This window comes from Marinisporobacter balticus (assembly GCF_004345705.1).
In the GTDB taxonomy this organism is placed as follows: domain Bacteria; phylum Bacillota; class Clostridia; order Peptostreptococcales; family Thermotaleaceae; genus Marinisporobacter; species Marinisporobacter balticus.
Window position 1 is genome coordinate 1 of record NZ_SLWV01000026.1, and the last position, 24,785, is coordinate 24,785.

The following is a 24,785-nucleotide window of genomic DNA, read 5'->3' on the forward strand; positions in this document are numbered from 1 at the left end:
CATTACATTCATGGTATAACCTAAATAAGACGCACAAACCTGAATACTTCTTCCAGTTAATGAATTCAATAAATAAATGAGCTAAAAAAATCAACGTAGCAGATTTATATTAGTTTAAATAATTACCATGCTTTAGACGATGTCAAAGCATGGTTTTTGAATATAACTTAAAAATGCTTATGGGTAATGAAAATTCCTTATCGTTGTAAATCCGCATTTTCCTGACGGTACCCCCTTTATTGCGTTTGCGAAGTTCAATCTTACTACTACAAAGTTGCGTATCCGTTATTGGTGTAACCATAGTCCAAGTAGTCTTTTCTATTTTTCTAAAGGGTTATTAGAAATTTTGAGAAAGACCACTTTCTATTTGATTATGGACTATGTTCTCCCAATATTTCCGATTTTCTTTATGATCCATATGTATATCATCTCAATTTCTTTTGAGATGATTTTATTACTTAAAAATTTAATTTTGTATGTGTGGTAGGCTTTACGCTTACCTATATTCTTATAAATTCGTTTCTTTTTTTAATCTGTATAATGCCCATGAAAAGCTAATACAGCACATTATTAAAAGTAGCAGAAGCACAAAGAAAATATCATTTTTCACAATACTTCCTTTCAAAATAAGCATCCGTAAAGCATTGATGACATGAGTAAATGGATTCAGATTCACAGCAAATGCTAATCCACCCGATACAGTATTTGCCGGGAATAAAGCAGTACTAAGGAAAAACACAGGCAAGACGATTGCGTTCATTACAGTTTCATACATCACTTCATTTGGCAAACTAAGGCTGATTGCATAGGCCATTCCTGCCATAAAAAATGCTACCATAAATACAATTAAAATGATAAGGAGTATCCCCCAAAAGCCTGAAGCAATTTTGACTGAAAAGAATAGACTGACAACACACATAATACTAACTTCAAGGAATGTGCATAAAACAGCTTCTAAGTTTTGCCCAATGACGATAGAACTTCTTTTCACAGGGGCAATCAATACTCTATAAAAGCTCCCATCAGCTTTCATAAGATAATTCATTATTCCACCGCTGCTACAAGCACTAAAGCATACCAGCACGATAAGTCCAGGTAAGATAAATGCAGTATAATTTTCAATTCCGATGCCCTGCATAGATTGTCCGGCAACGGCACTGTACAATATCAACCAAAGCATGGGCTGTAAAATAGTAATCACAACTGTAAAGGAATTATGAAAGCGCCATTTAATATTACGCCATAAAATAGGAAAAATACTCATTAGGACACCCCCATTTGCTTGCCAGTCAATCGTATAAAAACATCATCCAAAGAGGGCTGTAAGATATTTATTCCCATAAAGGTAATTTGTTCCTCCAATAGGAAACGGCTTACATGTACTAAATCTTCACCCGATTTTGGGGAATTAATAATGATTTTTTCACTCCGTAAATTAGTCCGTTCTAAACCAAAGGTGTTTGTTATCCGCCTGAAAGAATCTTTTGCACGTTCCTTGCTATCAAAGCTGATTTCTACTACATCCTGCCGTAGATAATTACGCAAAGCATGTGGTGTCCCTTGTGCAGCTTCCTTTCCATCTTTCATAATACAGATAGTATCGCTTAATTGATCGGCTTCCTCTAAGTAATGCGTTGTCAGAAAAATGGTGGTTCCAAAATCAGCACGAATTTTCTTCATCATTTGCCACATCGCCATACGAGATTGTATATCCATGCCTACAGTAGGTTCATCTAAGAATAATATCTTTGGGTTTGACATCATGTTAAGTGCAATATCTAGGCGTCTTTTTACTCCACCAGAATAAGATGAAACGGGGTATTTCAAGTATCTTTCCAAACCGAAACACGCAATCAAAGTTTCCATTCGTTGTTTTGCTTCTATTTTACGAATTTTATAAAGTTTGCTCTGAAACATCATATTTTCACTAAGGGATAAATGTGAATCGATCGAGGTACGTTGTGCAACACACGCAATCCTCGAACGAATCTCAGTAGCTTCTTCGTAAACGTCTTTTCCAAACATCGTAACTTTTCCAAATGTCGGACGCAAATACGTTGTGAGTACGTTTATAAGCGTTGATTTACCAGCGCCATTTTGACCTAGTAATGAAAAGATTTCTCCACTTCCAACCGTTAAAGAAATACCATCTAATGCCTGTACGCCATTCCTGTATTTTTTTACGAGGTTTTCAACATTAATTGCAATCACATTATTCCTCCTTTATTGGAAATTGGATTTCAGTAATATATTTGTCTGGATTGCCTTTCAAAAACATTCCTGGCCCTTTAATAAATACCTCACGGAAAGGTGGTGTTATTTTTAGCCCATTTTCAGCAGAAAATTTGTCAATAGTTGCATAAGCCTTATACATGGTTTCGTAAGAACCAATGTGCGTAACACAAATAGCCTTTATGCGTGTCATTTCCTTAACTTCAATGCCTTTTCCAACAGGCGTTTGTGCAGTTGGCACACATAATTCCATTACACCTGTTTTTGTTTCCGGGTTCATAGAAAGATAACTAAAAAAAGGTGCACCATTTGTTTTACTACGGATCGCCTTAAACACATCTGGGAAAACCTTGTTAGCTTCTGTCACAATGCCCTTGTAAGGAATATAAGCAACTCTGATTGGTTCAATATCTCTAATTTCTATTTGGTATTCCATAAATCAATTCTCCTTTTCCTTTTTAATTGCAATCCATACCTCCGAGTGACCGCACCTCAAGCTTCCATTGCCAATAGGATATACTTCTATATCTGGTAACTCTGCATAAGCATACCCGGAAAATGGGAGCCATTCTGTTAGAAAACGTTTAAAAATACTTTGTATGGATTCTTTAAAATATCCATCACATTCGAAGACTACCCATGTTGCAGCAGGAATTTCATGTTCAAGCATTCCCGTTGGCACAGGAGCATTCGTCGCCGCTGCGATATAGTAAAAAATATTATTGGGGTTGTGATAAACGGTAACACCTAAAACACCGTACGGAATTTGGTTTGACAAAGCACAGATTTCAGAGAACCTATTGCTCTGTAATGTTTTGTTCCAAAATTTCGGAACCAATACATGATTTTCTTCCATATCCTCCGATAATGCTGTACGAACACCCACAATCCGCATAGCTTTTTTTTCTTCAATTCGATATTGCATAGCACTGCCTCCTAAAACTTGTACTAAAAACTTAATAGGGACATAAGCATTAAGCATACTCCCTTGATTTTTTGCAGCTGCTGGAGAAATTCCATGAACGTTTTGAAATGCTCGGTTAAAAGATGTTGGAGAATTATATCCATATTTTAACGCAACATCTAAAACTCTTATATTAGTAGACTGCAATTCAAATGCGGCCTGTGTCATTCTTCGGCGTCGTATATAGTCTGACAAAGAGATTCCTGCAACATACGTAAACATACGTTGAAAGTAATAGGTGGAACAACACGCAATCTTTGCCGCTTCCTCATAGGAAATTTTGTTATCCAAATTATTCTCTATGTAATTTATTGCACTACTTAGTTTCTCCAACCATTTCATTTCTTCACCTCCTGAGAAAATCATATATCATAAAGCAATTTTATTCCTCACTATTCATGTCCTCTTTTGTAAACTCAACTTTACCTTAATAAAAAATTTATCGCAAGAATTCTCTTCTCATAATTTGATCTATTTAGGTAATCCGTGTGCTGTGTATACTCATTTCTATTTCAAATTATGAGGTGTAAACTGTATGACGGGTACAGATGACATACGTGAAAAAATAAGCCATAGGATGGTTATTAATTCCAATACATGGCTTTTCTTATTTTGATAGCAATATTCCATGCGTCATATTTTAAGAATATTGCGAGGTAATCTGCTAAAGATTATGATCCTATTGTTCATACCATCACTTTCTTTAAAATTTTTCCATAAGGATTTGACATATCCTTATTCTCAACAATAATCAGTTTGTTCTCCTCAATCATCTTATCTATACGCAAAGCATACCAACTATCACTAACACCTAACTTGTAATTTCCCATAATCTCACCAATTAAACGAGCCATAAGAAAATCATCGTCAGGAATATTTTTGGTAATAATGTAATCATAATAATCTTCGGGAACAGAAATCAACTTTCCGTTTACAACAGCTCTTAATGGGGTGTTTTCCATTATCAAGTCACACCAACGGTTACTAAACATTCGTTTTTCAGATTGAGATAATTGTCTTTCCAAAGGCAAGAATTGATAAAATTTCCCTGGCTCCATTTGCCTCCAGTCGCTATAAGTAACAATTTCATTCTCAGATACTTGCTTATACTCCGGTAATGAAACAACGCTTATTTCACAATCAATATTTCTTAATACATTGCAAATGAAGTAAAATCCGCAAGTCGAATAAGGGATGTTGCTCTTCCAAATTCGTATTGGAGTGCCGTTGATTGCAGCAGACAAAAGTTTTTCCATATCTTTGCGTTGATTATGAAAAAAATGTTCCTGTTCATTATCGTCAAAATCAAATCGTCCCCATACTTTTTGAAAAAAATTTTGACGCGCAATGCCATCAAATTCACCGGATATATCCCCAATATCCAATGCAAATCCTATACAAGCTACATCTTGTGAATCTCCGCCAACAGCCTGACCTTCAAAGTGTTTCTTTAATCCTTCAAAGTGTTTCTTTAATTCAGTTTTCGATGGCTTTTTTCCAATATACCCGATAGCGCCACTAAGCATACTTTTTTCATCATAGTTTTTTGCTATTTTCATAGAACCTTTCACGCTATCACTAAATACAACTTCAAGCATTGTTTTACCCCCTATTATTTATATAAATAATCTTTGTTACGTAATATTTTACCTATGCGACTTATTTTTTATCAATATTATACCATTTTTACAAACTTATAGAATATATGAATATGGACTTTATATGTAAACTGTCTCAAACAAAAATAGACTTCCCAAAGGATTGCGAAGATGTTTATAATAAATATAAAATGAGAGAAATAACAGGTTCTACAGCTATTGAATTACTTGATTTGAAAAGAAATACATTTTATGAATTAAAAAAGGATTGGGAAAATAATGATTAATAGGTTGCTTAAAGATGATTTTTAACTTATTTTAAGGTATGCTATTTATAATAAAAATAAACTTAGGATGTGTTTTTATGAGATTATTGCTTGCTGAAGATGAAAAAGAGCTTTCTAATGCGCTTGTTGCGATACTGAAACACAATCATTATTCTGTTGATGCCGTTTATGACGGCGAAGAAGCACTTGAATATTTGGAAGCTGAAAATTATGATGGTGTCATTTTGGATATTATGATGCCAAAGGTTGACGGTATTACCGTACTAAAAACCTTGCGTAAAAATGGAAAAAATATTCCTGTGCTGATGCTTACTGCTAAATCTGAAATTGATGATAAGGTGCTTGGACTTGACTGTGGTGCAGACGACTACTTAACAAAGCCCTTTGCAACAAAAGAACTCCTTGCCCGTATTCGTTCTATGACAAGGAGACAAACTGAGATCACAAATTCAGTGCTGTCCTTTGGGAATATCACCCTCAATCGGGCAACGTTTGAACTAAAATCCACGCAAGGTTGTTTTCGACTTGCAAACAAAGAATTTCAAATGCTTGAAATGATGATGACAAATCCAAAGCATTTGATTGCTACCGAAGGGTTTATGGAAAAAATTTGGGGCTATGACAGTGAATCAGAAATCAATGTGGTGTGGGTATATATTTCTTATCTCAGAAAAAAACTTACCGCTATTGGTGCAACTGTACAGATAAAGGCTACCAGAAATATGGGCTATTCATTGGAGGAAAAACAATGATAAAAAAACTGCAAAGAAAATTTATTATTATAGCTGTCAGCTCCGTAGTCCTTGTTATTTTAGTAATAGCAACCTTTATAAATGTTTTAAACTATGGTCAAATTGGAAGACATGCTGATGCGATATTGACGGTTCTTTCAGAAAATGACGGACATTTTCCAAAGCATAATAAACACAAGAATGATTATAAGCTGCCACCCAAAATGTCTCCTGAAGTCCCATTTTCAACACGCTTTTTTATCGTGAAGCTTGATGACAACGAAAATGTGATCTCTGTGGATACAGGAAAAATATCTGCGATCTCTGCATCAAAAGCGGTAAAAGCTGCAGAAAAAGTATTGAAAAATAGAAAAGAAACAGGCTTGATTCAGAATTATAAATATGTGGTTACAGAGAAGGATTATGGAAAGCTTATCGTGTTTGTGGATTGCGAACGTGATATTGAAATGTTTCGTTTCTTTCTTTTAGACAGTATTTATATTTCTATTGCAGCACTTAGCGCTGTCTTTGTGCTTGTGCTTATCTTTTCAAAAAAAGCAATTGCACCGATTGCCGAAAGCTATGAAAAGCAAAAACAGTTCATAACCGATGCTAGTCACGAATTGAAAACCCCCCTTGCCATTATTGGTACAAGCACCGAGGTTTTGGAAATGGATTATGGGGAAAATCAATGGACAAAAAGCATTCGAAATCAAGTAGATCGATTGTCAGATCTTGTTTCAAACCTTGTATCCCTCACCCGTATGGACGAGGAAAAAAATAATCTTGAAAAAATTGATTTTTCATTGTCAGATGCAGTATTTGAGAATGCAGCGCCTTTTAAGCGCGTTGCAGAAGCGAACGGCAAAAGGCTTGAACTTGAAATTGAAAAAAATATTTCTTACTGCGCAAATGAACCGTTATTGCGTCAGCTTGTTTCAATTCTGTTGGATAATGCGATAAAATATGCAAGGGATAACAGTGAGATAAAGTTATCCCTCAAAAAACAAGGGAAAAGATATATTTTGGAAATCACAAATCAATCAGAGCATTTGAAACAAGGAAATCTCGATATATTTTTTGAGCGTTTTTACAGAGCTGACAGTTCACGAAACAGCAGTACAGGTGGATATGGCATAGGTTTGTCTATTGCCAAAGCAATTGTTAAAAAGCATAAAGGGAAAATAACCGCACAAAGTCCTGATGGGAAAAATCTTATTATTACCGCAATATTTTAAAAGTCTTAACTTTAAAAGAGTTAAGACTTTTCTATATCATGGGATATACAAAAAATACATTCAAAATCACGGACTTATGTGAACTCCTACCACTTTCCTCACGCTAGAAGAAATTTTAAGTTAATTTAATGTAAAATTTAAAGTTCATTTTAGTTTCGTTTTTTATAATGAAGTCAAATAAAAGAACTTAACAAGCATTCAGAGAGGAGATGACCGTATGGGTTATCAAAATATATTTAAAAGATATGAGGTTAAATACCTTCTTACAAAAGAACAGCAGCAAATATTACTGAAAATTATGCGTGACTATATGCATCATGATAAATTTGGGAAAAATACAATCAGCAATATTTACTTTGATACACCCGATAAACTTTTAATCAGACGCTCTATCGAAAAACCTGATTATAAGGAGAAACTGAGAGTTAGAAGCTACGGTATAGCAAATGCTTATAGTACGGTTTTTGTAGAAATTAAAAAGAAATATAAAGGTGTAGTTTATAAGCGCCGAATGGATATGCTTGAGCATACAGCGTCAAATTATCTTTGTGAGCATATTCCACTTGAAAATCCAACGCAAATATCAAAGGAAATTGATTATTTTATGAAACTGTATCAAAATATCGAACCTGCTGTATTTTTATCCTATTCCCGTGAGGCATTTTTTAGCAAGACGGACAGCAATTTTCGTATAACCTTTGATGAGAACATTTTATACAGAGATGATGATTTATCTCTTACAAGCAGTATTTACGGAGAGCCTATTTTGCCACAGGGTATGGTACTTATGGAAGTAAAAACGTCACTTGGTATGCCCATATGGCTTTTGAATTTTCTCAGCCAAAACAAAATCTATAAAACATCTTTTTCAAAATATGGCAACGCATACAAATATTCAATGTTGCCAAAATTCTTAGGAGGTATAAAAAATGTTGCTTGATCATTTATTTTCGGGTGTTTTTCAAAATTCTACTGAATCCATTATTTCTTTATCAAACTTTCTTGTATGTATAGCAGGATCGCTTTTAATCGGACTATTTCTGGCACTTACCTATACCTACAAAAGCAAATATACTAAGAGCTTTGTTGTAACACTTGCAACACTTCCCGCAGTGGTGTGTGTTGTCATCATGATGGTAAATGGTAACTTAGGTGCAGGGGTTGCAGTTGCAGGAACATTCAGCCTTGTTCGTTTCCGTTCTGTACCCGGTACCGCCAAAGAAATCGGCGCAATCTTTCTTGCTATGGGTGCTGGACTTGCAACAGGTATGGGGTATTTAGGCTATGGTGTTTTGTTTGCCCTCATATTAGGGGGTGTAAGCGTACTCTATACAAACAGCGGCATAGGAAGCAGCAAAAATACACAAAGAACTATGCGAATTACCATTCCAGAAGATTTGGATTATACGGGTGTATTTGATGATTTGTTCAAACAATACACAAAGGAATGTGAATTGATCAATGTAAAAACAACAAATATGGGCAGTTTATTCAAACTCACCTATGATGTGACACTAAACAATTTAAACGAAGAAAAACAGTTTATTGATGACATCCGATGTAGAAATGGAAATTTGGAAATTATGATGGCAAAGCAATCAAGCATTGCCGGAGAATTATAAGGAGGCATAACATGAAATTCAAAAAAATCATTACTATATTGCTTTGTATAGCCATTATTGTAGGCTGCTTTACAGGATGTGCAGGGAATTTGGTTTCAGCAAATGGCAACAATCTATCCGATACAAGCAGTTCACAAACAAAAGACAATACAAATGCTTCAGTGACTATAACCGATACGTCTAAAATGTTTTCAAACAGGGATAAAGAAATCGGATACGATGAAGAAAAGTGCGTAATCATTACGTTAAACGACGACAATATACAATCAAGTGGCCGTGTAAAAATCAACGACACAACCGTTACAATCACAGATGAAGGTACATACCTATTAAAGGGTAGTCTTACAAATGGTCAGATTATAGTGGATGCTGAAAAAACAGATAAAATCCAATTGGTTTTAGACAGTGTAAGCATTGGTAACACTTATTCTGCTCCGATTTATGTAAAGCAGGCAGATAAGGTTTTTATCACACTTGCTAGTGGAACGATGAACACGCTTTGTACAAACGGAGAATTTACTAAAATAGATGACAACCATATTGATGCGGTGATCTATTCAAAAGACGATTTGACATTAAATGGTAAAGGTGAACTTTCAATATCCACTGAATACGGAAACGGGATTACCTCTAAAAACGATTTAGTGATTACAAGCGGAAAATACGAAATCAAAATAAGTGAACATGGGCTTGAGGGCAATGATAGTGTAAGAATTGCAAACGGTAGCTTTGAAATTACTTCAGGGCAAGATGGTATTCACAGCGAAAATTCAGATGATCCTTCTTTGGGGTTTATCTATATCGCAGACGGCAGTTTTAATATAACATCAGAAACAGACGGTATTGACGGGGCTATTTCGATACAGGTTGACGCAGGGGACTTTAATATTATCACAGGAGGCGGAAGCGGCAACGCCAGTACTGAAAGCAAAGGCGAATTCCCTCCAGATTTGGGTAAACAGGATAAACAGTCAGAAACAAATGATACTCCAAGTGAAAAAGCGATAAAAGCAAATGGCAATATCATTGTGAATAATGGTACTTTTAATGTGAATTCCTCAGACGACAGTATTCACGCAAACAGTGATATTATAATCAATGGTGCTACATTTGAGTTATCTTCTGGAAATGATGGTATTCACGCAGATTCCAATGTAACCATAAACAGCGGAAATATTAACATTTTAAAAAGCTACGAAGGGGTAGAGGGACAAAGTATTGATATTGTCGGCGGTAAGATTACACTCGTGGCTTCTGATGACGGTTTTAACGCCGCAGGAGGAAATGAAGATACTTTTGCGACAGATGAAAATGCTTATATCAAAATAAGCGGAGGTATAATTAAAATTAATGCCAGAGGTGACGGCGTAGACTCCAACGGCCATCTTTATGTTACAGGCGGAGAAACCTATGTTTCAGGTCCAACAAATAACGGAAATGGTGCGATTGATTATAACGGCACGGCCGATATTTCAGGGGGAATATTTATCGCTGTAGGTTCAAGTGGTATGGCGCAGAACTTTGGAAATGAATCTACACAAGGATCTATCCTTGTAAACACGCAAAGTATGCAAAATGGTGCAATAACATTGAAGGACAGCAGTGGAAAAGAACTTGTCAACTATACGCCTGAAAAAGAGTATAACTGCGTTGTTATCAGCAGCCCAGATATTAAGAAAGGTGAAACATATACCATAGTAATGGGTTCTGACAGCCAAACTATTGAAATGACAAACCTGATTTACGGTTCAGGCGGTGGAATGGGCGGTGGAAGACCTAAGAGACCCGATGGTGAAAATAGGGGTCACCGCCCCACAGGTGATAGGTCAGAAAGGCCAGGCGGCGAGATAAACGGTGAACGACCTCAACCACCAACTTTAGGCGCCTTTCCTCAGGAGGGAAACCTGGCAAAAAAACAATGAAGCCAGGACCACATTTAGTAGGTAGAGTATGTAAATAATGGAATGTTTATGAAGCTTTTGAAGAATAGAAATATTTTAGTTTTCATCATAGAAAATAGTCCTTTGTCTTTTGTTGACATAGGACTATTTTCCATGATACACTACTTAAAATTGAATCGTTCAAAAAACTCTTATCAAGAGTGGCGGAGGGACTGACCCAACGAAGCCCAGCAACCTGAAGAAATCTTACAAGGTGCTAAATTCAGCAGTGGAATACACTGGAAGATGAGAGAGGATTGGATTGCTGTCATAGCACTCAACCTCTTTCGTGTGAAAGAGGTTTTTTGTTCGTTAAAGGAGTGTGCAGAATGAAAGAAAAAAGACTAGGCTTGTTCTTGTTAATTACGCTAGGCATTGGATCTATGATCGGTGGGGGGATATTTAACAGCCCTACAGACCTTATCGGCAATGCCAATCCTATGGCATCTGTATTCGCTTGGTTGGTCGGGGGCTTTGGAGTATTCACCTTGGTGTTGGTTTTTCAAGACCTAGCATTCCAACGACCAGAGCTAAAGGGCGGTATTTACTCCTATGCCCGAGAAGGTTTTGGAGAGTTTATTGGGTTTTTCAGTGCTTTTGGCTATTGGATTGGAGGTTTATTGGGGATTGTGGCATTTTTTCCTTTATTTTTTAAAACCCTTAACAGCTTGTTGCCAAAAGGCCATGGTATTACTCCGATGTGGGCCTTTATTTGTGGATCGGTGGCCCTTTGGATTATTACGGGAGTTATTGCCATGGGGGTACGGGATGCAGGGATTGTAAATGCATTGGTTACCATGGCTAAGTTGATTCCTTTGGCATTGGTAGTAATTCTAGGGATTAGCGTATTTCGTAGTGAGTTATTCTTCGTACCCGATTGGCAAACTACCTTGGTATCTACAGGAAATCCTACTTCAATCTTTAAGCAAATCCAAGGTGCCATGGGCACCATATTATGGTGTTTTTTAGGGGTAGAAGCTGCTGTTGTCCTTTCGGGTCGGGCAGTCTCTCAAAAGGTTGTCAGCCAGGCAACGATTTGGGCTTTCTTCATTACCTTGCTTATTTACATGGCAGTCTCCACCATCGCCATGGGGGTAGTGGACACCAAATTATTGGCAGAAGCCGCTACGCCATTATCTGACGTATTGGGAAAAACCTTTATCGGTGCAGCTGGAGCTACCTTGGTGAAAATAGGACTCTTGATTTCTGTATCGGGCGCTACTTTGAGCTGGATTTTGTTGGTAGTGGAATTGCCTTGGCTGGCAGCGAAGGATGGCGTAATGCCTAGCTGGTTTGCTAAAGAAAATGACAAAGGAGTACCTATCCGATCTCTTATCGTAACGAATATCTTGATTCAGATATTTTTGTTGTCTCTTTTGTCAGAACAATTTCAGTCCACTTATAATACCATTTATTGCATGAGTACTAGCACCATGTTGATTCCGTACATTTTTTCTGGATTGTTCGCCTGCAAACTTGCGCTACAAGAAAATAGGAAAGGGCTGAATTTGGTAACAGGGATTTTGGCCACCTTGTACTCCGTTTTTGTGCTCTATGCCGTAGGGTGGCTGTACTTGGCATTGACCGTTACTTTCTTTGCCATTGGCCTTATTCCCTTTCATATGGCAAAAATAGAAAATAAATCCTCATATAAACCCCTCGAATGGGTTGGGGTTGTTTTATTCATCATAGGGGCTGCCTACCTGTTGGGACAGATAACCACAGGCGCTATAAATCTTGGATAGGGGGAATTTTATTTGACCTCTTTGGTTTTTAAAAATATATTTTCAACGGTATTTTAAACTTACTTGAAAAGGAGACTACTTATGAATCCAATACAACAGATTTTGTACAAATATCCATTGATGATACTAGATGGTGCCTTCTCCACAGAACTAGAGCGTCGAGGCTGTGATTTAAACGACCCTCTTTGGTCGGCTAAGATTCTGATGGAAAATCCTGAGATTATTGGGGCAGTACACGAAGATTATTTTAGGGCAGGAGCTGACTGTGTCATCACTGCTAGCTACCAAGCTACCTACGAAGGCTTTATGAAGCGAGGTCTCACCAAGCAAGAAGCGAAAGAATTTATTCAGCTTTCTGTGCGCATTGCAGCCCAAGTAAGAGACCATTTCTGGGAAAACCCTGAAAATAGGATAAACCGACCAAAACCTCTTGTGGCAGCTTCAGTGGGTCCGTATGGCGCTTATATGGCGGATGGATCTGAGTACAGAGGGGATTACGGTTTAACGCAAGTCCAGTTGATGGAATTTCATCGAGAAAGGATGAATACGTTAATTGAGGCTGGGCCGGATATATTGGCCTGCGAAACTATTCCCTGCCTAGTGGAGGCGAAAGCCATTGTAAATGTTTTGGAGGAACACCCTCAGGTATACGCATGGATTAGCTTTAGTGCTAAGGATGGGGAACGCATCAACAGTGGGGAACGGATTGAAGACTGTGCCCGTTGGCTTCATACTCATCCTCAAGTGGTAGCCATTGGTGTCAATTGCACGCCTCCAGAATTTATGGAATCCCTAATTGTCCAGATCCGTAAGGGTACTGATAAACCCATTTTGGTGTATCCTAATTCTGGAGAGCATTACGATGCTCAAACTAAGAATTGGCACGGTTGTTCTTCTGGTCTTTGCTATGGGGATAGTGCTAAGAAGTGGTTTGAAAAGGGAGCTAAACTAATTGGTGGTTGCTGCAGAACTACGCCACAGGATATCCGAGAAATCGCCGTTTGGGGTAGAAAGTGAATTTAGGTTGTTTTTATTCATGGGTCTAAAAAGGGCATCTGTTTTATTGTACAACAAATAAACCTACGGAAAAATTGGGTTTTTTAAAGACATAGGGCTCAAAATAGATTATAATTAAATTGCTTTATGCGGCGAATCTACATGCCTTTACGGTGTGATTTTCGCCCATTTTTTTTTTATACAATTAAATATTTCTATCAATAGTTTATAAACCTTTGACGATGCTTTTATGCGATTTGAATATATTTTTTCAATATACTGTTTTATGATCTCAGTACTTTTGATTTCACTTACTTCTAGCTGTTCTTTATGTAGGCGTTCATTTCTTATTTTAAACATTATTGCTGAACTTAATACCAATAAAATAAGCTTTCGATAAAGCTGACATTTGAATCTCTCTATTTTCACAGGCTTTACATTTGAGATCGTAAAGATAGATTTCCAAAATACCGATGAATTTATATGAAATTTTAAGTATATCAGTGTTGATTTAAAAAGGATTTTGGAGCAGAATTTTTGGTAAGTAAAATTTCATATAAATACTAAGAACGTTTTTAAAAAGCTCCTGGTGTGATCCAGGAGCTTAACTATGGGCTAAACATATATTTGAGGAATAGCTGAAAGTTAAATGAAAACATATAACTATATCCATATTTACTAAATAATGTTAAAATAGACCTAAATAATTTATACGCTAAACTAATGTTTAGGTGAATGGGATGTGTTATTTTTTCAATTTCAAAAGATAGAAAGGAGCGTTAAATTTTATGCATTATTTTTTTAAAAAAGTCATTCTACTTATGATTATACTTTCATTTTCTATTTCTTTTTCATATGCGCAAGATCAAAATATGAAATTAATTATTAATGATAGAATTATTGAAACAGAAGATTTTCATCCATTTATGAATGAGAAGAATCAAATTTTTGTGCCAGCTAGATCTACGTGTGCATATTTAGGATTTACTATGTGTTGGAAGCCAGAAGAAAGAACCATTACTTTTCTCTTTCATGATGGAAGTAAAGAAATCAAAGTATATATAGATAAAGGGACAGCTTATAACTATCAAAATCCTATTATACTAACTGAAAAACCTATCATTCATAACAACACAATTTTCATTCCATTAGATATGATTTCTAATTATTTAGATGGCCATGTTTTATACAAGGGGTATCAGCATCAAAATGCGGAAATTATACTCTAATAAGTAATTTGAAATTTATAACATCTAAAACTTGTTTTATTCGTAGTAAATGAAGTAGAGGGAGTTAGTGCAGAATTCCGAAATAAAAGTATATCTGGAATGAGGAACTTCATCAATGCATTCTTAATAGGAGAATCCTTATTTATAGTAGTGTTGGAGACAATTGGCTTTGGATTTCCAATAACATTTCCAAATATTAGGGCTGAAATACTAGTAAACTTTATAATAGTACTGCTATATATACTCGGGCCGATAAATGCGATATTAAGGGTAGTACCTCAGATCGTTCAAATGAATATTGCGAGGAAGCGTATAGAGAAACTCACAAAGGAAATTCCAGCAAGACAAGAAGAAGAGAACCCAGAGAGAAATTTTCAATAGCATAGAGAGTATGAAACTAGAAAATATTATTTTCAAATATGAAGAAGGCGAAGAACATAAAAGATTTGAAATTGAAGAATATATATCCGTAATATTCAGTGATTTTCATTTGTTTGAAAGATTATATGATGTTGACTGTAGTAAAAGAGAAGAAGATATAAAAGCGTATTTAAATCTTTTGGATTTAGAAGGGAAGAAAAGGCTGCTTCAGTACAACTGATTTGTCTACGGGGCAGAAAAAGAGACTAGCTTTATTAAGATGTTATTTAGGGGTAGCGCCAATTTAGAAAATAGACCTATATATCTATTCGATGAATTGGTAGAAGACCAAGACCCACAGTTTAGAAAATTCTTTTATAGAAAGTTACTTCCTAAGATGAAGGAGAAAGGGAAAATAATTATAGCTGTTACCCATGATGATCATTACTTTGATGTAGCAGATAAAATTTTTAAGATGTATCTAGGAAAAATTGAGATGATAGAGGATATAGCAATACGTGAAATCTAAGAAAAAAATATAATAATCGTTGATAATGAGTCAGCGGATGGTTTGTATATAAAGAAAGAGTGATAATATGGAGATACATGCTGTTAGAAGTAGCTATAGAATGGATTCATATTACTTTGATACTTTAATGCGTTTTCTTTCCTACGAAGAAGGGGATAAGATAAAAAGATATCAAAGATGGGAGGATGCCCAGAGATACTTAATTGGAAAAATAGCAATTAAAAGTCTAATTTGTAACAGTTATGGACTTGAAAACGAAGATATATATTTTTCAGTAAATAAATTTGGTAAGCCCTATGTTAAAGGTGTTAAAGACTTACACTTTAACATTTCACATTCTGGAGAATGGGTTGTATATGCAATAGATCGTAGTTCCATTGGGATTGATGTAGAAGAGATAAATGATATTGATTTAGATATAGCAGATCGTTTTTTTTCTAAGGATGAATATAGTGAACTACTGGAACTAAATAAAGAGCATAGACTAGGTCGTTTTTTTGATCTTTGGACTTTAAAAGAGAGCTATATTAAAGCGGAAGGAAAGGGGATGTCTATACCACTAGATTCATTTACTATCAGAAAAAAAGGTGAGGTGATTAGCATAAAGGGTGCTGATAAAAGCTATTACTTTAAACAATATGATATTGCAGAAAATTATAAACTGTCTGTATGTGCTATGAATAATAATTTTCCAATGGATATAAATATTATGGAGCTTAAGGACTTTAGAAAGTATTCCATAAATTCAAGGAGGTAATGAGCATGGATAAAATCACTTTATTTTGTTCGCCTTATGCTGGAGGTTCGGCTATTATATACAATAAATGGAAAAAATATTGATGATAGAATAGAGATAGTTCCTGTAGACTTAGCGGAAAGAGGAAAAATATTTAATGAAACGTTATATGATAAATTGGAAGATGTATATGAAATAATAAAAAACAATGTTAATTCTGCATATGGACTATTTGGTCACAGCAATGAAAAAGTCGGAATATTTTAAATATAAAAATTTTACTTATCCTACAATATATTACATTATTTTCAAATAATTTGTACTATCATATAGTAATAGCAATACACACTTTTTTATCTCTCTATATAATGAGAAAGGGGTATTTTAATGTTCACAATACCATTGGTAACTGCTGTAGTGGTAGGTTGGCCTGAAGTATTTATAATACTTCTAATGGGATGTTACTTATCGAATATAAGAAAATTAAATATATATAAAATAACATTAATTGCATGTATACAAGCTATAATCACTTATGAGACAAGAAAATTCTCCTTAGTATTTGGAATACATACCCTTATACATATGGTTACGCTAAGTTTATTGGTTTATTTTATCCTAAATATAAGTTTTCATAAAGCTGTGATATCTGTTCTAATCGGTACAGTATTAGAAGGGATGGTTCAAAGCATCATGTTACCATGCATTTTTAATTTCTATAGCATTGATGCATCCAGTTTGGCACAAAATTCAAAATATGTACCCCTTTGCTTTATACCTATTTTCATTGTTTCATGTTTATTTATATTGGTTATTAAAAAATTCAACATCTTAATATGGGATGTTGAAAAATAGAAGGTGTTATATTGAAAATATTTAATATTAATACACTTATTATTACCATTTTTTTACAACTAACATTGATTCTAATATTTAATACATCTATTGTAATTGCTACATCCCTTGAAGGGCTAAAAAGATGCATACCGTTTTTTAACTTATTAATAATGCTCTTAACCTTTTTTGTTATTTTTTCTATAAAAAAAACAAATGAATATAGGTACAAAGAAATTGAAAATAAACTATTAAAAAATCATTTAAACAATACAAAAAGCCTACTTACTTTATTTCGGACACAAAGACATAGCTATATCAACCATATCCAGACGATAAAAGCCATGATCTATTTAGAAGAATATGATGATTTAATAGATTACTTAGAAGGTGTTTCACAAGAATATAGAAGCGTTTCTGAATTAATCAGAGTAGGGAATCCAGCCCTTACAGCTCTACTGAATATAAAAAAGGAAATTGCAGAAAAAAAAGGCATCAATTTATATATTAAGTGTAAACACAAATCAAATTTTGAATGGATTAAACCCTGGGATCTTTGTGATATGGTTGGAAACCTAATAGATAATGCAATTGAAGCTACTATGTTCATTACGAATTCCAAAAAATGGATAAAAGTTAAGATAGATAGGTCTGAAAATAAGCATGTAGTACAAATAGAGAATGTAGGGAAATTAGATAAAAATATTGCTATAGCAGATTTATTTAAGCCGGGTATTTCTACCAAAAGTGCAGTAGGTCGTGGGTATGGTCTACATATAGTAAAACAAATCGTTGAAAAATATAATGGCACTGTAAGCATAGAAGAAACAGAAAATAAAACTGTATTAGTGACATTGGTGTTACCAGAAAGGGTAAAAGAAGATGTTGAAAAAATTAGCTGATGTAATTGCTGGTTATATAAGCGAAAAGTTACAAAGTGACATGGATAAAACAGAGATATTTTCATATGGGTTACAAATATTGCTAGGAACAGTATTTGAAATAATAGCAATTATCATTGTTGCTTGCTTTCTCAATATCTTAAAATCCACACTCATTGTATTCATATCTTTTGTTATGTTTAGACGTTTAATAGGAGGTACCCATTGCAGCACTTATAATCATTGTTTTTTTGCTAGTGGATTTACGATAATCGTAGTGAGTTTTTTAGGTGCTAAATTGATTTTACAACCTAAAATCTTATTCATTATGATTGGAATGACCTATATCTTTACTATCATACAAACCATTGTATATATTCCAATGGGAACAGAAAAAAAAATGATAAAAAATACAACTACACGTTTGAAAATAAAAATACAGACAATGATACTTTTAAATCTTTGGATAGTAATCATTATATTTTTACAAGATAGATTTTCTCCAAACCATATATTTTCTAGTTTATTAGGGGTTATTGCTGCATTTTTCTTTAGTACCCCTTTTAGTTATAGAATCATTAACAGTTTAGAAGTTTACTTAAATTCTTTAATGAAAGGAGGTCATGAACAAAATGTTTAAATCAATAAGAAGACAGTTAGTAGCACTTGTTGCTGCACTCATTACGGTAGTAGCAATGAGTGGCGTAAGTTCTGCATGTACATGGGGACTTTTCGAACCTGAAATACCTGAAAGTCTTAGAAAGGAGCTTTAATATTTATAATAGATATGATGAATATATTAATATGTGATGATGATCAATATACAAGAAAAATGCTAGGGAAAATAATATCACAAAATCCTTTTATTGATAAAGTATTTACTGCAGAAGATGGAGTGCAAGCAGTTGATATTATCAAAAAAGAATCAGTTGACATTGCATTAATGGATATTGGTATGCCTAATCTAGATGGAATAGATGCAGCCAAAATAATGAGTAAGCTGTCTTCTAAAACTAGATTTGTTTTTATTACTGCTTATATGGAGCATGCTATTGAATCTTTTAGTGTGCATCCATATGATTATCTTTTAAAGCCAATAGATATTTCAAAATTCAAAGATACATTGAATAACCTTATAACAATTAGTATGGACAATTTAAAAGAGAATGGTATTGATAAAATTATTATAAAAGATAAAATCAAAATATCTGTTATTCCACTAGAAGATATATTATATTTTGAAAAGGTGAGTAGGGATGTATCAGTATATACAAATAAAGAAATTTATACGCTAGATAAAACATTAGCTGAACTAGAAAATAAACTCAATAGTAATTTTTTCAGAGTACACCAATCATTTATAATAAATATAGAAAAAATAAAAACAATTAAAAACATGGGGAACAGATCTTATCAAATTGAATTTATAGGTTCTAAAAAAGTAGCGTTAATGAGTAGATATAAATTTGAAGAATTGAAAAAGAAGATTGTCACTTTTTAAAATAAGTGACAATCTTCTTTTTAATTCGGTTGGTTATTCGTGTAACAAATATGGTTATTTGGATTATATATATGGCTAAATAAGGAAAATTTATAGGTTAAATAAAAAAAATGGAGAACTATTATGCATAATACATTTTAAATTTAAATAATCTGATGCCAAATGACACGTGTGATTTGTTCGATGATTGTGTAAGTTGCATCACAACTACGCTTCTATTACTTTTCCCCTGGTGAAAGCTTTGCTGATAACTGTCCCTAATCCACAGAATTCGACTCCTAACTCTTTTGAAAAGCTTAGAAAATGCCAAAACAAAGTAAAAGTAGGAATATTCAAAAGTGCATAAGCAGCAGAGCAGAGAATATGGATTCGGTAGAATTTATAATTTGGTGAGACATATTATATATATACCCATAAGGGAAGTAAAATAATAAAGTTTAACTGTTAAAAGTCAGTATTTTCAATACTTATGCTATTTGAAAATCGACTATATTGAAAACAAAATAAAGGAGTGAAGTGGTTATGGAAAAAGTTGGAGTTATCGGAGCAGGCGTAATGGGAAGGGGGGTAGCGCAGAACCTTGCACAATCAGGAGTGAACACTGTTTTGGTGGATTTGTCCGAAGAAATTTTGGAGGCGGCAAAGGAAGAAATCTACAACTCCGTCCGCTTGCAATCCCTTTTTAAGAAAGCAGAAGTGACAGAAAGTCCACAAGAGGTGCTTGGCAAAATTTTCTTTACTACAGATATAACTTTATTGAACGATGCAAGTTTTGCCATTGAAAATATAACAGAAGATTGGGGTAAAAAGGAAAAGGTACACAAGATGTTAAATAGTATTTGTCCTGAAAATTGCAATATTTTAGTAAATACATCTTGTATCTCTATTACAAGAGTGGCCGCGGTATACAATCATCCGGAAAGGGTCATAGGAACGCACTTTATGAATCCAGTTCCATTAAAGACGGCAGTTGAAGTGATTAGAGGGTACCATACTTCGGAACAGACAATACAGGAAACAGAATGTCTGTTGAAAAAAATGGGTAAGGAAAGCATTGTAATCAATGATTATCCAGGATTTGTTTCCAATCGTATTTCGCATCTGATGATGAATGAAGCGGCATTTATCGTCCAAGATGGAATAGCAGCCCCAGAGGAAATAGATGAAATTTTTAAAAAGTGCTATGGTCATAAAATGGGACCGCTTGAAACAGCCGATTTAATCGGATTGGATACGGTTGTAAAGTCTTTGAAAGTTCTATATGAAAGTTATCAGGACTCTAAATTTCGGTGCTGCCCACTGCTTCGCAAAATGACGGATGCGGGTTTGCATGGAAAAAAATCTGGTAAAGGTTTTTATGAATATTAAGAGGGGGGTTGCAGCATGGAAAAAGATAAGATAAAAATAAGGAAATTTTTGAGCCGGTTTTTCAGGAAACGCGAACTACTAGATGACGAGGATATATTTTCTCTTGGGTTTGTAAATTCATTATTTGCCATGCAATTGGTGTTGTTTATTGAGAAGGAATTTGGCATTCAGGTTGATAATAATGATATGGATTTGAAAAATTTCAGTTCCATCAATAGTATTAGCCAATTGATTCAAGATAAGAGGGTGGCGTAATAAGACGGAAGGCGGGGGTGGTAGGATGAGAATTGAATTAACTCGCGAACAAATGGAGCATCAGGAAAAGTTCCGAGAATTTGTAAGTGCTGAAATTGCAGAGGGTGCAAAGCAGTTTGACCAGGAGGAGAAAATACCTGATGAGGTAATAAAGAAAATATCGGAAAAAGGATATCTTGGGTCCATGATATCCCGTAAGTATGGCGGAATGGAATGGGATTCAATTACTATCGGATTGCTGAACGAAGAATTTGGAAAAGCATGTTCTTCCGTAAGAAGTATTCTTACGGTACATGGTATGGTTGCACTCGCTATTCAAAGATGGGGGCGTGATGAACAGAAAGACTATTGGCTTCCGCGTATGGCAAAGGGAGAAGTGATTGGGGCCTTTGGACTTACAGAACCTCAAGTGGGCAGCGATGCCAAAAGTGTTGAGACAACAGCAGTTAAAACTGATGGTAAATATATATTGAATGGAACTAAAAAATGGATTACAATGGGCCAAATTGCCGATTTATTTTTGATTTTTGCCCAGTGTGAAGGAAAAGTTACGGCGTTTTTGGTACCGAGGGATGCACCTGGCTTACTGATTAAGCCATTAGGCGGGTTGATCGGTATGAGAGCTTCGATGACGACTGAACTCAAAATGGAAGATTGTTCAATAGATGAAGTTAATATAATTGGAAAAATCGGTACGGGACTATCCCATATAGCGCTGTCTTCCTTGGATTACGGCCGTTATACCGTTGCGTGCGGCTGTATAGGAATTGCCCAGGCTTGCCTAGAGCAAAGCATCCGATATTCAAGGGATCGGATACAGTTTGGAAAACCCCTCAGGAAATACCAGGCTATTCAAAAAATGATAACGGAGATGGTGGTAAATACAGATGCGGCCAGGCTTTTGTGCCAAAAGGCCGGATATCTTAGGGATATTGGTGATCCCGACAGCATTATGCAAGTATGGACAGCTAAATATTTTGCTTCTATTATGGCAAATAAAGTGGCTAATAATGCCGTACAAATCCATGGCGCTAATGGATGCAGCCGGGAATACCCTATCGAAAGATATCTGAGGGATGCAAGGATCGCGGAGATCATTGAGGGTACAACCCAAATGCATGAGATATTGATTTCTAGCAATGCAGTTAGAAATTATTAATAGACGGGGAGTGAAAGAAATGGCAGACGGGAGCTGTAAAAACAAAGAGGAAACAGGCAAAAATATCAAGTGTCTTGTATGGGATATAGACAATACTTTGTGGAATGGAATATTATCAGAAGACAAGCAGGTTACTTTGCGCAAAGGCGTAGTTGAAGTAATAAAAACACTGGATGAAAGAGGAATTCTTCAATCTATTGCAAGCAAGAACAACTATGAAGATACAATGGAAAAATTGAAGGAATTCAATCTGGATGAATATTTTATATATCCGCAAATTAATTGGAATGCAAAGTCCCATTCCATAAAAAAGATTGCGCAGCTTATTAACATTGGTATTGATACACTTGCATTTATTGATGATCAGCCTGCTGAGCGGGACGAGGTACGCTTTGTTTTACCCCAGGTTTCATGTATTGATGCCGGATGCTTAGGCACTATTCTTGATATGCCAGAGTTGAATCCCCGCTTTATTACGGAAGATTCAAAACTCCGAAGATCTATGTACCAAAATGATATATTGCGAAAAAATAAGGAAGAATCTTTTTCTGGGACGCAAGAGGAATTCCTTGCTTCACTAGAAATGGTGTTAACGATTTCTAGTGCTCAAGAAGGAGACCTAGAGCGGGCAGAGGAACTTACAGTAAGAACACACCAGCTTAATTCGACGGGATATACTTATTCTTTAGAAGCGTTGAGGACCCTACAAGAATCAAGCAACCATAAGCTACTTATTGCAGGGCTAGAAGATACATACGGGATCTATGGAAAAATAGGATTAGCGCTTGTTGAATGTAAGGAGGATGAATGGGTATTGAAGCTATTGCTGATGTCTTGCCGTGTAATGTCAAGGGGAGTAGGAACAATTATGCTCAACCATATTATGCGTGAGGCAAAAGCTGCAAATAAAAAACTGAAGGCGGAATTTATTCCAACGGATCGGAACCGCATGATGTATATTACGTACAAATTTGCAGGATTCAAAGAGATGCATAAAGATGGAGACATGGTAATATTTGAAAACGATCTTTTAAATATACCGCCTTATCCTGATTATATCGAGCTGATATTTAGACAAGAGGCTACAAACTTAGCATTTTAGCATGAAAGCTACTGCACGAAGCGGTTGGTTTAAGGGCTATATAAAAATATAAAATACTGTACAACTAAATATAGGGGAGGACAGAGATGTCATATTCTACTTATCCTTTCATTCCGCTGCTTCTTGTGGCGGATAGTAAAGAAGATATAGATCGACAATATGAAACACTAAACAAAACGCTATCAATCCATCACAATATAAAAAAGCTGGCGCTTGAACTGGCGGAACGAGATAATTCTGGCTGTTACAGGGGCGTTGCTATTTTTAATGAAAAAACAAAAAAAACAGAGATGCTCTTTGAAGGTTCTATATTATCCGAAGTGGGGGAACTGAAAAAACCCCCTGTCGTTTTTATGTTTGCCGGTATAGGTAACCAATACAAGAATATAGCGGCGGGATTATATAAGCAAATTCCGTTTTTCAAAGACTTGTTTGATGAATGCTGTTGCTTTTTGGAGCCTATTCTTGAATTAGATTTAAAGAAAATTGTTTTTGATGAGGAAAAGGACCTCAAAATTGACATGGCAGGGGGAGATTGCAAAAAAGGGGGGGCTGATTTACGAATACTTCTCTCCAAGTCAAAAACTGCATCAGCAGAAAACATCCTGATTAATAAGACAAAGTATTTACATCCTTTGTTATTTGTTGTTGAATACTGTCTTGCCAAAACTTTGATGAAATGGGGGATTGTGCCGAAGGCGATGATAGGCCATAGTGTTGGTGAATATGCGGCAGCAGCAGTGGCAGGCGTATTATCGCAAAAGGATGCATTGCTGCTCATTGCCAAAAGGGCATTGCTGATTGAAAAACTACAGCCCGGATGTATGCTTACGGTACTTGCGGGCAAGGAGGAGATTGAACCGCTTTTGAACGCCAATGATCGTTTATTTCTGGCAACGGAAAATAGTCCCATTTCTTGTACGATTTCAGGCTCTGAAAAAGATATTGTCTGGGCGGAGGAAGAATTAGAGGAAAAAGATGTGGTTTTTTTCCGACTTCCGACCGATCGAGCATTTCATTCGCCTCTTTTGGAACCCATTAAAAATGCGTTTGAAAAAACGTTTGAAAATATCGCGTTTCATTTGCCGAAAATTCCTTATTTATCAAACCTTACTGGGGATTGGGCGACAGAACGTCAGATTTTCGATGCACACAGTTGGTTCTTACATACCTGTAAAACAGTACGGTTTTCTGAAGGAATTCAAAAATTGTTGGATATTAAAGACTGTATCTTTGTAGAAATCGGTCCTGGACAGACTTTAACAGGTTTTGTCTATCAACATCCTTTTAAAGATGACAATTCCAATGTAATGGTTCATTCAGCCTTAAAAAATGTGAATGATAGTACGCCCGATACTGTTTATCTGCTGCATATCCTTTGTAAGCTGTGGGGTAATGGTGTACCGGTGGACTGGAATAGTTTTTTTAAATAAAAACAGATCATACATAAAAGTAAGGGAGGTGTGGCACATACACTC

General features: G+C 35.4%; 28 protein-coding genes and 1 riboswitch. Of the genes, 22 read left to right on the forward strand and 6 right to left on the reverse strand.

Annotated features, from left to right (window positions below; translation table 11 throughout):
• Positions 1-508 precede the first annotated feature (508 nt).
• From EV214_RS14565 to EV214_RS14585, 5 genes are all read right to left on the reverse strand, one after another.
• Positions 509-1,264: an ABC transporter permease gene (locus EV214_RS14565; protein WP_132247041.1), complete on the reverse strand. Its 756-nt coding sequence runs from the start codon at positions 1,262-1,264 to the stop codon at positions 509-511.
• Positions 1,264-2,211 carry an ABC transporter ATP-binding protein gene (locus EV214_RS14570; protein ID WP_132247043.1) on the reverse strand — a complete coding sequence of 316 codons (948 nt, stop codon included), beginning with the start codon at positions 2,209-2,211 and terminating at the stop codon, positions 1,264-1,266. The genes EV214_RS14565 and EV214_RS14570 overlap by 1 nt, the downstream gene beginning before the upstream one ends.
• Position 2,212: 1 nt before the next feature.
• Positions 2,213-2,668, reverse strand: a complete 456-nt coding sequence (locus EV214_RS14575; RefSeq protein WP_132247045.1) for a GyrI-like domain-containing protein — start codon at positions 2,666-2,668, stop codon at positions 2,213-2,215.
• A gap of 3 nt (positions 2,669-2,671) precedes the next feature.
• Positions 2,672-3,538: an AraC family transcriptional regulator gene (locus tag EV214_RS14580; RefSeq protein ID WP_132247047.1), complete on the reverse strand. Its 867-nt coding sequence runs from the start codon at positions 3,536-3,538 to the stop codon at positions 2,672-2,674.
• Positions 3,539-3,882: 344 nt separating this feature from the next.
• Positions 3,883-4,794, reverse strand: a complete 912-nt coding sequence (locus EV214_RS14585) for a DUF3658 domain-containing protein (protein ID WP_132247049.1) — start codon at positions 4,792-4,794, stop codon at positions 3,883-3,885.
• A 113-nt stretch (positions 4,795-4,907) separates the two neighbouring features.
• Between EV214_RS14585 and EV214_RS18810 the strand changes: the two genes are divergently transcribed.
• From EV214_RS18810 to mmuM, 8 genes are all read left to right on the forward strand, one after another.
• Entirely contained in the window at positions 4,908-5,081 is a 174-nt protein-coding gene (locus tag EV214_RS18810) for a hypothetical protein (RefSeq protein ID WP_165916392.1), read from the forward strand.
• Between the two features lie 77 nt (positions 5,082-5,158).
• Positions 5,159-5,833 carry a response regulator transcription factor gene (locus EV214_RS14590; protein ID WP_132247051.1) on the forward strand — a complete coding sequence of 225 codons (675 nt, stop codon included), beginning with the start codon at positions 5,159-5,161 and terminating at the stop codon, positions 5,831-5,833.
• Positions 5,830-7,050, forward strand: coding sequence for a sensor histidine kinase (locus tag EV214_RS14595; RefSeq protein WP_132247053.1), 1,221 nt, complete (start codon positions 5,830-5,832; stop codon positions 7,048-7,050). The genes EV214_RS14590 and EV214_RS14595 overlap by 4 nt, the downstream gene beginning before the upstream one ends.
• A 217-nt stretch (positions 7,051-7,267) precedes the next feature.
• A complete protein-coding gene (locus tag EV214_RS14600) occupies positions 7,268-7,990 on the forward strand; it encodes a polyphosphate polymerase domain-containing protein (protein WP_132247055.1) in 723 nt (240 codons plus the stop codon).
• Positions 7,980-8,672: a DUF4956 domain-containing protein gene (locus EV214_RS14605; RefSeq protein ID WP_330571319.1), complete on the forward strand. Its 693-nt coding sequence runs from the start codon at positions 7,980-7,982 to the stop codon at positions 8,670-8,672. The genes EV214_RS14600 and EV214_RS14605 overlap by 11 nt, the downstream gene beginning before the upstream one ends.
• Positions 8,673-8,683: 11 nt before the next feature.
• Positions 8,684-10,594 carry a carbohydrate-binding domain-containing protein gene (locus EV214_RS14610; protein WP_132247057.1) on the forward strand — a complete coding sequence of 637 codons (1,911 nt, stop codon included), beginning with the start codon at positions 8,684-8,686 and terminating at the stop codon, positions 10,592-10,594.
• Positions 10,595-10,761: 167 nt separating this feature from the next.
• Positions 10,762-10,865: riboswitch (SAM riboswitch) on the forward strand.
• Between the two features lie 76 nt (positions 10,866-10,941).
• Positions 10,942-12,357: an amino acid permease gene (locus tag EV214_RS14620; RefSeq protein WP_132247059.1), complete on the forward strand. Its 1,416-nt coding sequence runs from the start codon at positions 10,942-10,944 to the stop codon at positions 12,355-12,357.
• Positions 12,358-12,438: 81 nt separating this feature from the next.
• Positions 12,439-13,374 (forward strand): homocysteine S-methyltransferase, encoded by a 936-nt coding sequence (gene mmuM / locus EV214_RS14625; protein WP_132247061.1) that lies wholly within the window; start codon positions 12,439-12,441, stop codon positions 13,372-13,374.
• Positions 13,375-13,521: 147 nt separating this feature from the next.
• Here mmuM and EV214_RS14630 read toward each other — a convergent pair whose 3' ends face one another.
• Positions 13,522-13,782, reverse strand: coding sequence for a hypothetical protein (locus EV214_RS14630; RefSeq protein ID WP_132247063.1), 261 nt, complete (start codon positions 13,780-13,782; stop codon positions 13,522-13,524).
• 359 nt (positions 13,783-14,141) lie between these two features.
• Here EV214_RS14630 and EV214_RS14635 point away from each other — a divergent pair, with 359 nt between their 5' ends.
• From EV214_RS14635 to EV214_RS14710, 14 genes are all read left to right on the forward strand, one after another.
• Entirely contained in the window at positions 14,142-14,582 is a 441-nt protein-coding gene (locus EV214_RS14635) for a copper amine oxidase N-terminal domain-containing protein (protein ID WP_132247065.1), read from the forward strand.
• A 391-nt stretch (positions 14,583-14,973) separates the two neighbouring features.
• Positions 14,974-15,183, forward strand: coding sequence for a hypothetical protein (locus EV214_RS14645; protein ID WP_132247069.1), 210 nt, complete (start codon positions 14,974-14,976; stop codon positions 15,181-15,183).
• Positions 15,184-15,222: 39 nt separating this feature from the next.
• Positions 15,223-15,471 carry a hypothetical protein gene (locus EV214_RS14650; RefSeq protein ID WP_132247071.1) on the forward strand — a complete coding sequence of 83 codons (249 nt, stop codon included), beginning with the start codon at positions 15,223-15,225 and terminating at the stop codon, positions 15,469-15,471.
• A 67-nt stretch (positions 15,472-15,538) separates the two neighbouring features.
• The gene (locus tag EV214_RS14655; RefSeq protein WP_132247073.1) at positions 15,539-16,228 is read left to right on the forward strand and encodes a 4'-phosphopantetheinyl transferase family protein; all 690 of its coding nucleotides are present in this window, start codon (positions 15,539-15,541) and stop codon (positions 16,226-16,228) included.
• A gap of 366 nt (positions 16,229-16,594) precedes the next feature.
• Positions 16,595-17,062, forward strand: coding sequence for a hypothetical protein (locus tag EV214_RS14665; RefSeq protein WP_132247077.1), 468 nt, complete (start codon positions 16,595-16,597; stop codon positions 17,060-17,062).
• An 11-nt stretch (positions 17,063-17,073) separates the two neighbouring features.
• On the forward strand, positions 17,074-17,943 hold the full coding sequence (locus EV214_RS14670; RefSeq protein ID WP_132247079.1) for a sensor histidine kinase: 870 nt from the start codon (positions 17,074-17,076) through the stop codon (positions 17,941-17,943).
• Entirely contained in the window at positions 17,924-18,562 is a 639-nt protein-coding gene (locus EV214_RS14675; protein ID WP_132247081.1) for an accessory gene regulator ArgB-like protein, read from the forward strand. Before EV214_RS14670 ends, EV214_RS14675 begins: the two co-directional genes overlap by 20 nt.
• Positions 18,555-18,695, forward strand: a complete 141-nt coding sequence (locus tag EV214_RS14680) for a cyclic lactone autoinducer peptide (RefSeq protein WP_165916393.1) — start codon at positions 18,555-18,557, stop codon at positions 18,693-18,695. Before EV214_RS14675 ends, EV214_RS14680 begins: the two co-directional genes overlap by 8 nt.
• Before the next feature lie 17 nt (positions 18,696-18,712).
• On the forward strand, positions 18,713-19,423 hold the full coding sequence (locus EV214_RS14685; protein ID WP_165916394.1) for a LytR/AlgR family response regulator transcription factor: 711 nt from the start codon (positions 18,713-18,715) through the stop codon (positions 19,421-19,423).
• A gap of 522 nt (positions 19,424-19,945) precedes the next feature.
• Positions 19,946-20,791 (forward strand): 3-hydroxyacyl-CoA dehydrogenase family protein, encoded by an 846-nt coding sequence (locus EV214_RS14690; RefSeq protein ID WP_132247087.1) that lies wholly within the window; start codon positions 19,946-19,948, stop codon positions 20,789-20,791.
• Positions 20,792-20,806: 15 nt separating this feature from the next.
• Positions 20,807-21,046 (forward strand): acyl carrier protein, encoded by a 240-nt coding sequence (locus tag EV214_RS14695; RefSeq protein WP_132247089.1) that lies wholly within the window; start codon positions 20,807-20,809, stop codon positions 21,044-21,046.
• Between the two features lie 25 nt (positions 21,047-21,071).
• Positions 21,072-22,205 (forward strand): acyl-CoA dehydrogenase family protein, encoded by a 1,134-nt coding sequence (locus EV214_RS14700; RefSeq protein WP_132247091.1) that lies wholly within the window; start codon positions 21,072-21,074, stop codon positions 22,203-22,205.
• A gap of 19 nt (positions 22,206-22,224) precedes the next feature.
• Positions 22,225-23,307 (forward strand): HAD-IIIC family phosphatase, encoded by a 1,083-nt coding sequence (locus EV214_RS14705; RefSeq protein ID WP_132247093.1) that lies wholly within the window; start codon positions 22,225-22,227, stop codon positions 23,305-23,307.
• A gap of 86 nt (positions 23,308-23,393) precedes the next feature.
• Entirely contained in the window at positions 23,394-24,740 is a 1,347-nt protein-coding gene (locus EV214_RS14710) for an acyltransferase domain-containing protein (RefSeq protein WP_132247095.1), read from the forward strand.
• Positions 24,741-24,785: the final 45 nt, after the last annotated feature.

Bases quoted from the DNA above. Each gene is read 5' to 3' on its own strand.
- EV214_RS14650 (WP_132247071.1), top strand. From the start codon at position 15,223: ATGTTATTTAGGGGTAGCGCCAATTTAGAAAATAGACCTATATATCTA.
- EV214_RS14575 (WP_132247045.1), bottom strand. From the start codon at position 2,668: ATGGAATACCAAATAGAAATTAGAGATATTGAACCAATCAGAGTTGCT.
- EV214_RS14700 (WP_132247091.1), top strand. From the start codon at position 21,072: ATGAGAATTGAATTAACTCGCGAACAAATGGAGCATCAGGAAAAGTTC.
- EV214_RS14600 (WP_132247055.1), top strand. From the start codon at position 7,268: ATGGGTTATCAAAATATATTTAAAAGATATGAGGTTAAATACCTTCTT.
- EV214_RS14610 (WP_132247057.1), top strand. From the start codon at position 8,684: ATGAAATTCAAAAAAATCATTACTATATTGCTTTGTATAGCCATTATT.
- EV214_RS14710 (WP_132247095.1), top strand. From the start codon at position 23,394: ATGTCATATTCTACTTATCCTTTCATTCCGCTGCTTCTTGTGGCGGAT.
- EV214_RS14605 (WP_330571319.1), top strand. From the start codon at position 7,980: ATGTTGCTTGATCATTTATTTTCGGGTGTTTTTCAAAATTCTACTGAA.
- EV214_RS14590 (WP_132247051.1), top strand. From the start codon at position 5,159: ATGAGATTATTGCTTGCTGAAGATGAAAAAGAGCTTTCTAATGCGCTT.
- EV214_RS14690 (WP_132247087.1), top strand. From the start codon at position 19,946: ATGGAAAAAGTTGGAGTTATCGGAGCAGGCGTAATGGGAAGGGGGGTA.
- EV214_RS14695 (WP_132247089.1), top strand. From the start codon at position 20,807: ATGGAAAAAGATAAGATAAAAATAAGGAAATTTTTGAGCCGGTTTTTC.
- EV214_RS14565 (WP_132247041.1), bottom strand. From the start codon at position 1,264: ATGAGTATTTTTCCTATTTTATGGCGTAATATTAAATGGCGCTTTCAT.
- mmuM (WP_132247061.1), top strand. From the start codon at position 12,439: ATGAATCCAATACAACAGATTTTGTACAAATATCCATTGATGATACTA.
- EV214_RS14675 (WP_132247081.1), top strand. From the start codon at position 17,924: ATGTTGAAAAAATTAGCTGATGTAATTGCTGGTTATATAAGCGAAAAG.
- EV214_RS14620 (WP_132247059.1), top strand. From the start codon at position 10,942: ATGAAAGAAAAAAGACTAGGCTTGTTCTTGTTAATTACGCTAGGCATT.
- EV214_RS14580 (WP_132247047.1), bottom strand. From the start codon at position 3,538: ATGAAATGGTTGGAGAAACTAAGTAGTGCAATAAATTACATAGAGAAT.
- EV214_RS14635 (WP_132247065.1), top strand. From the start codon at position 14,142: ATGCATTATTTTTTTAAAAAAGTCATTCTACTTATGATTATACTTTCA.
- EV214_RS14645 (WP_132247069.1), top strand. From the start codon at position 14,974: ATGAAACTAGAAAATATTATTTTCAAATATGAAGAAGGCGAAGAACAT.
- EV214_RS14705 (WP_132247093.1), top strand. From the start codon at position 22,225: ATGGCAGACGGGAGCTGTAAAAACAAAGAGGAAACAGGCAAAAATATC.
- EV214_RS14585 (WP_132247049.1), bottom strand. From the start codon at position 4,794: ATGCTTGAAGTTGTATTTAGTGATAGCGTGAAAGGTTCTATGAAAATA.
- EV214_RS18810 (WP_165916392.1), top strand. From the start codon at position 4,908: ATGGACTTTATATGTAAACTGTCTCAAACAAAAATAGACTTCCCAAAG.
- EV214_RS14595 (WP_132247053.1), top strand. From the start codon at position 5,830: ATGATAAAAAAACTGCAAAGAAAATTTATTATTATAGCTGTCAGCTCC.
- EV214_RS14655 (WP_132247073.1), top strand. From the start codon at position 15,539: ATGGAGATACATGCTGTTAGAAGTAGCTATAGAATGGATTCATATTAC.
- EV214_RS14685 (WP_165916394.1), top strand. From the start codon at position 18,713: ATGAATATATTAATATGTGATGATGATCAATATACAAGAAAAATGCTA.
- EV214_RS14665 (WP_132247077.1), top strand. From the start codon at position 16,595: ATGTTCACAATACCATTGGTAACTGCTGTAGTGGTAGGTTGGCCTGAA.
- EV214_RS14680 (WP_165916393.1), top strand. From the start codon at position 18,555: ATGTTTAAATCAATAAGAAGACAGTTAGTAGCACTTGTTGCTGCACTC.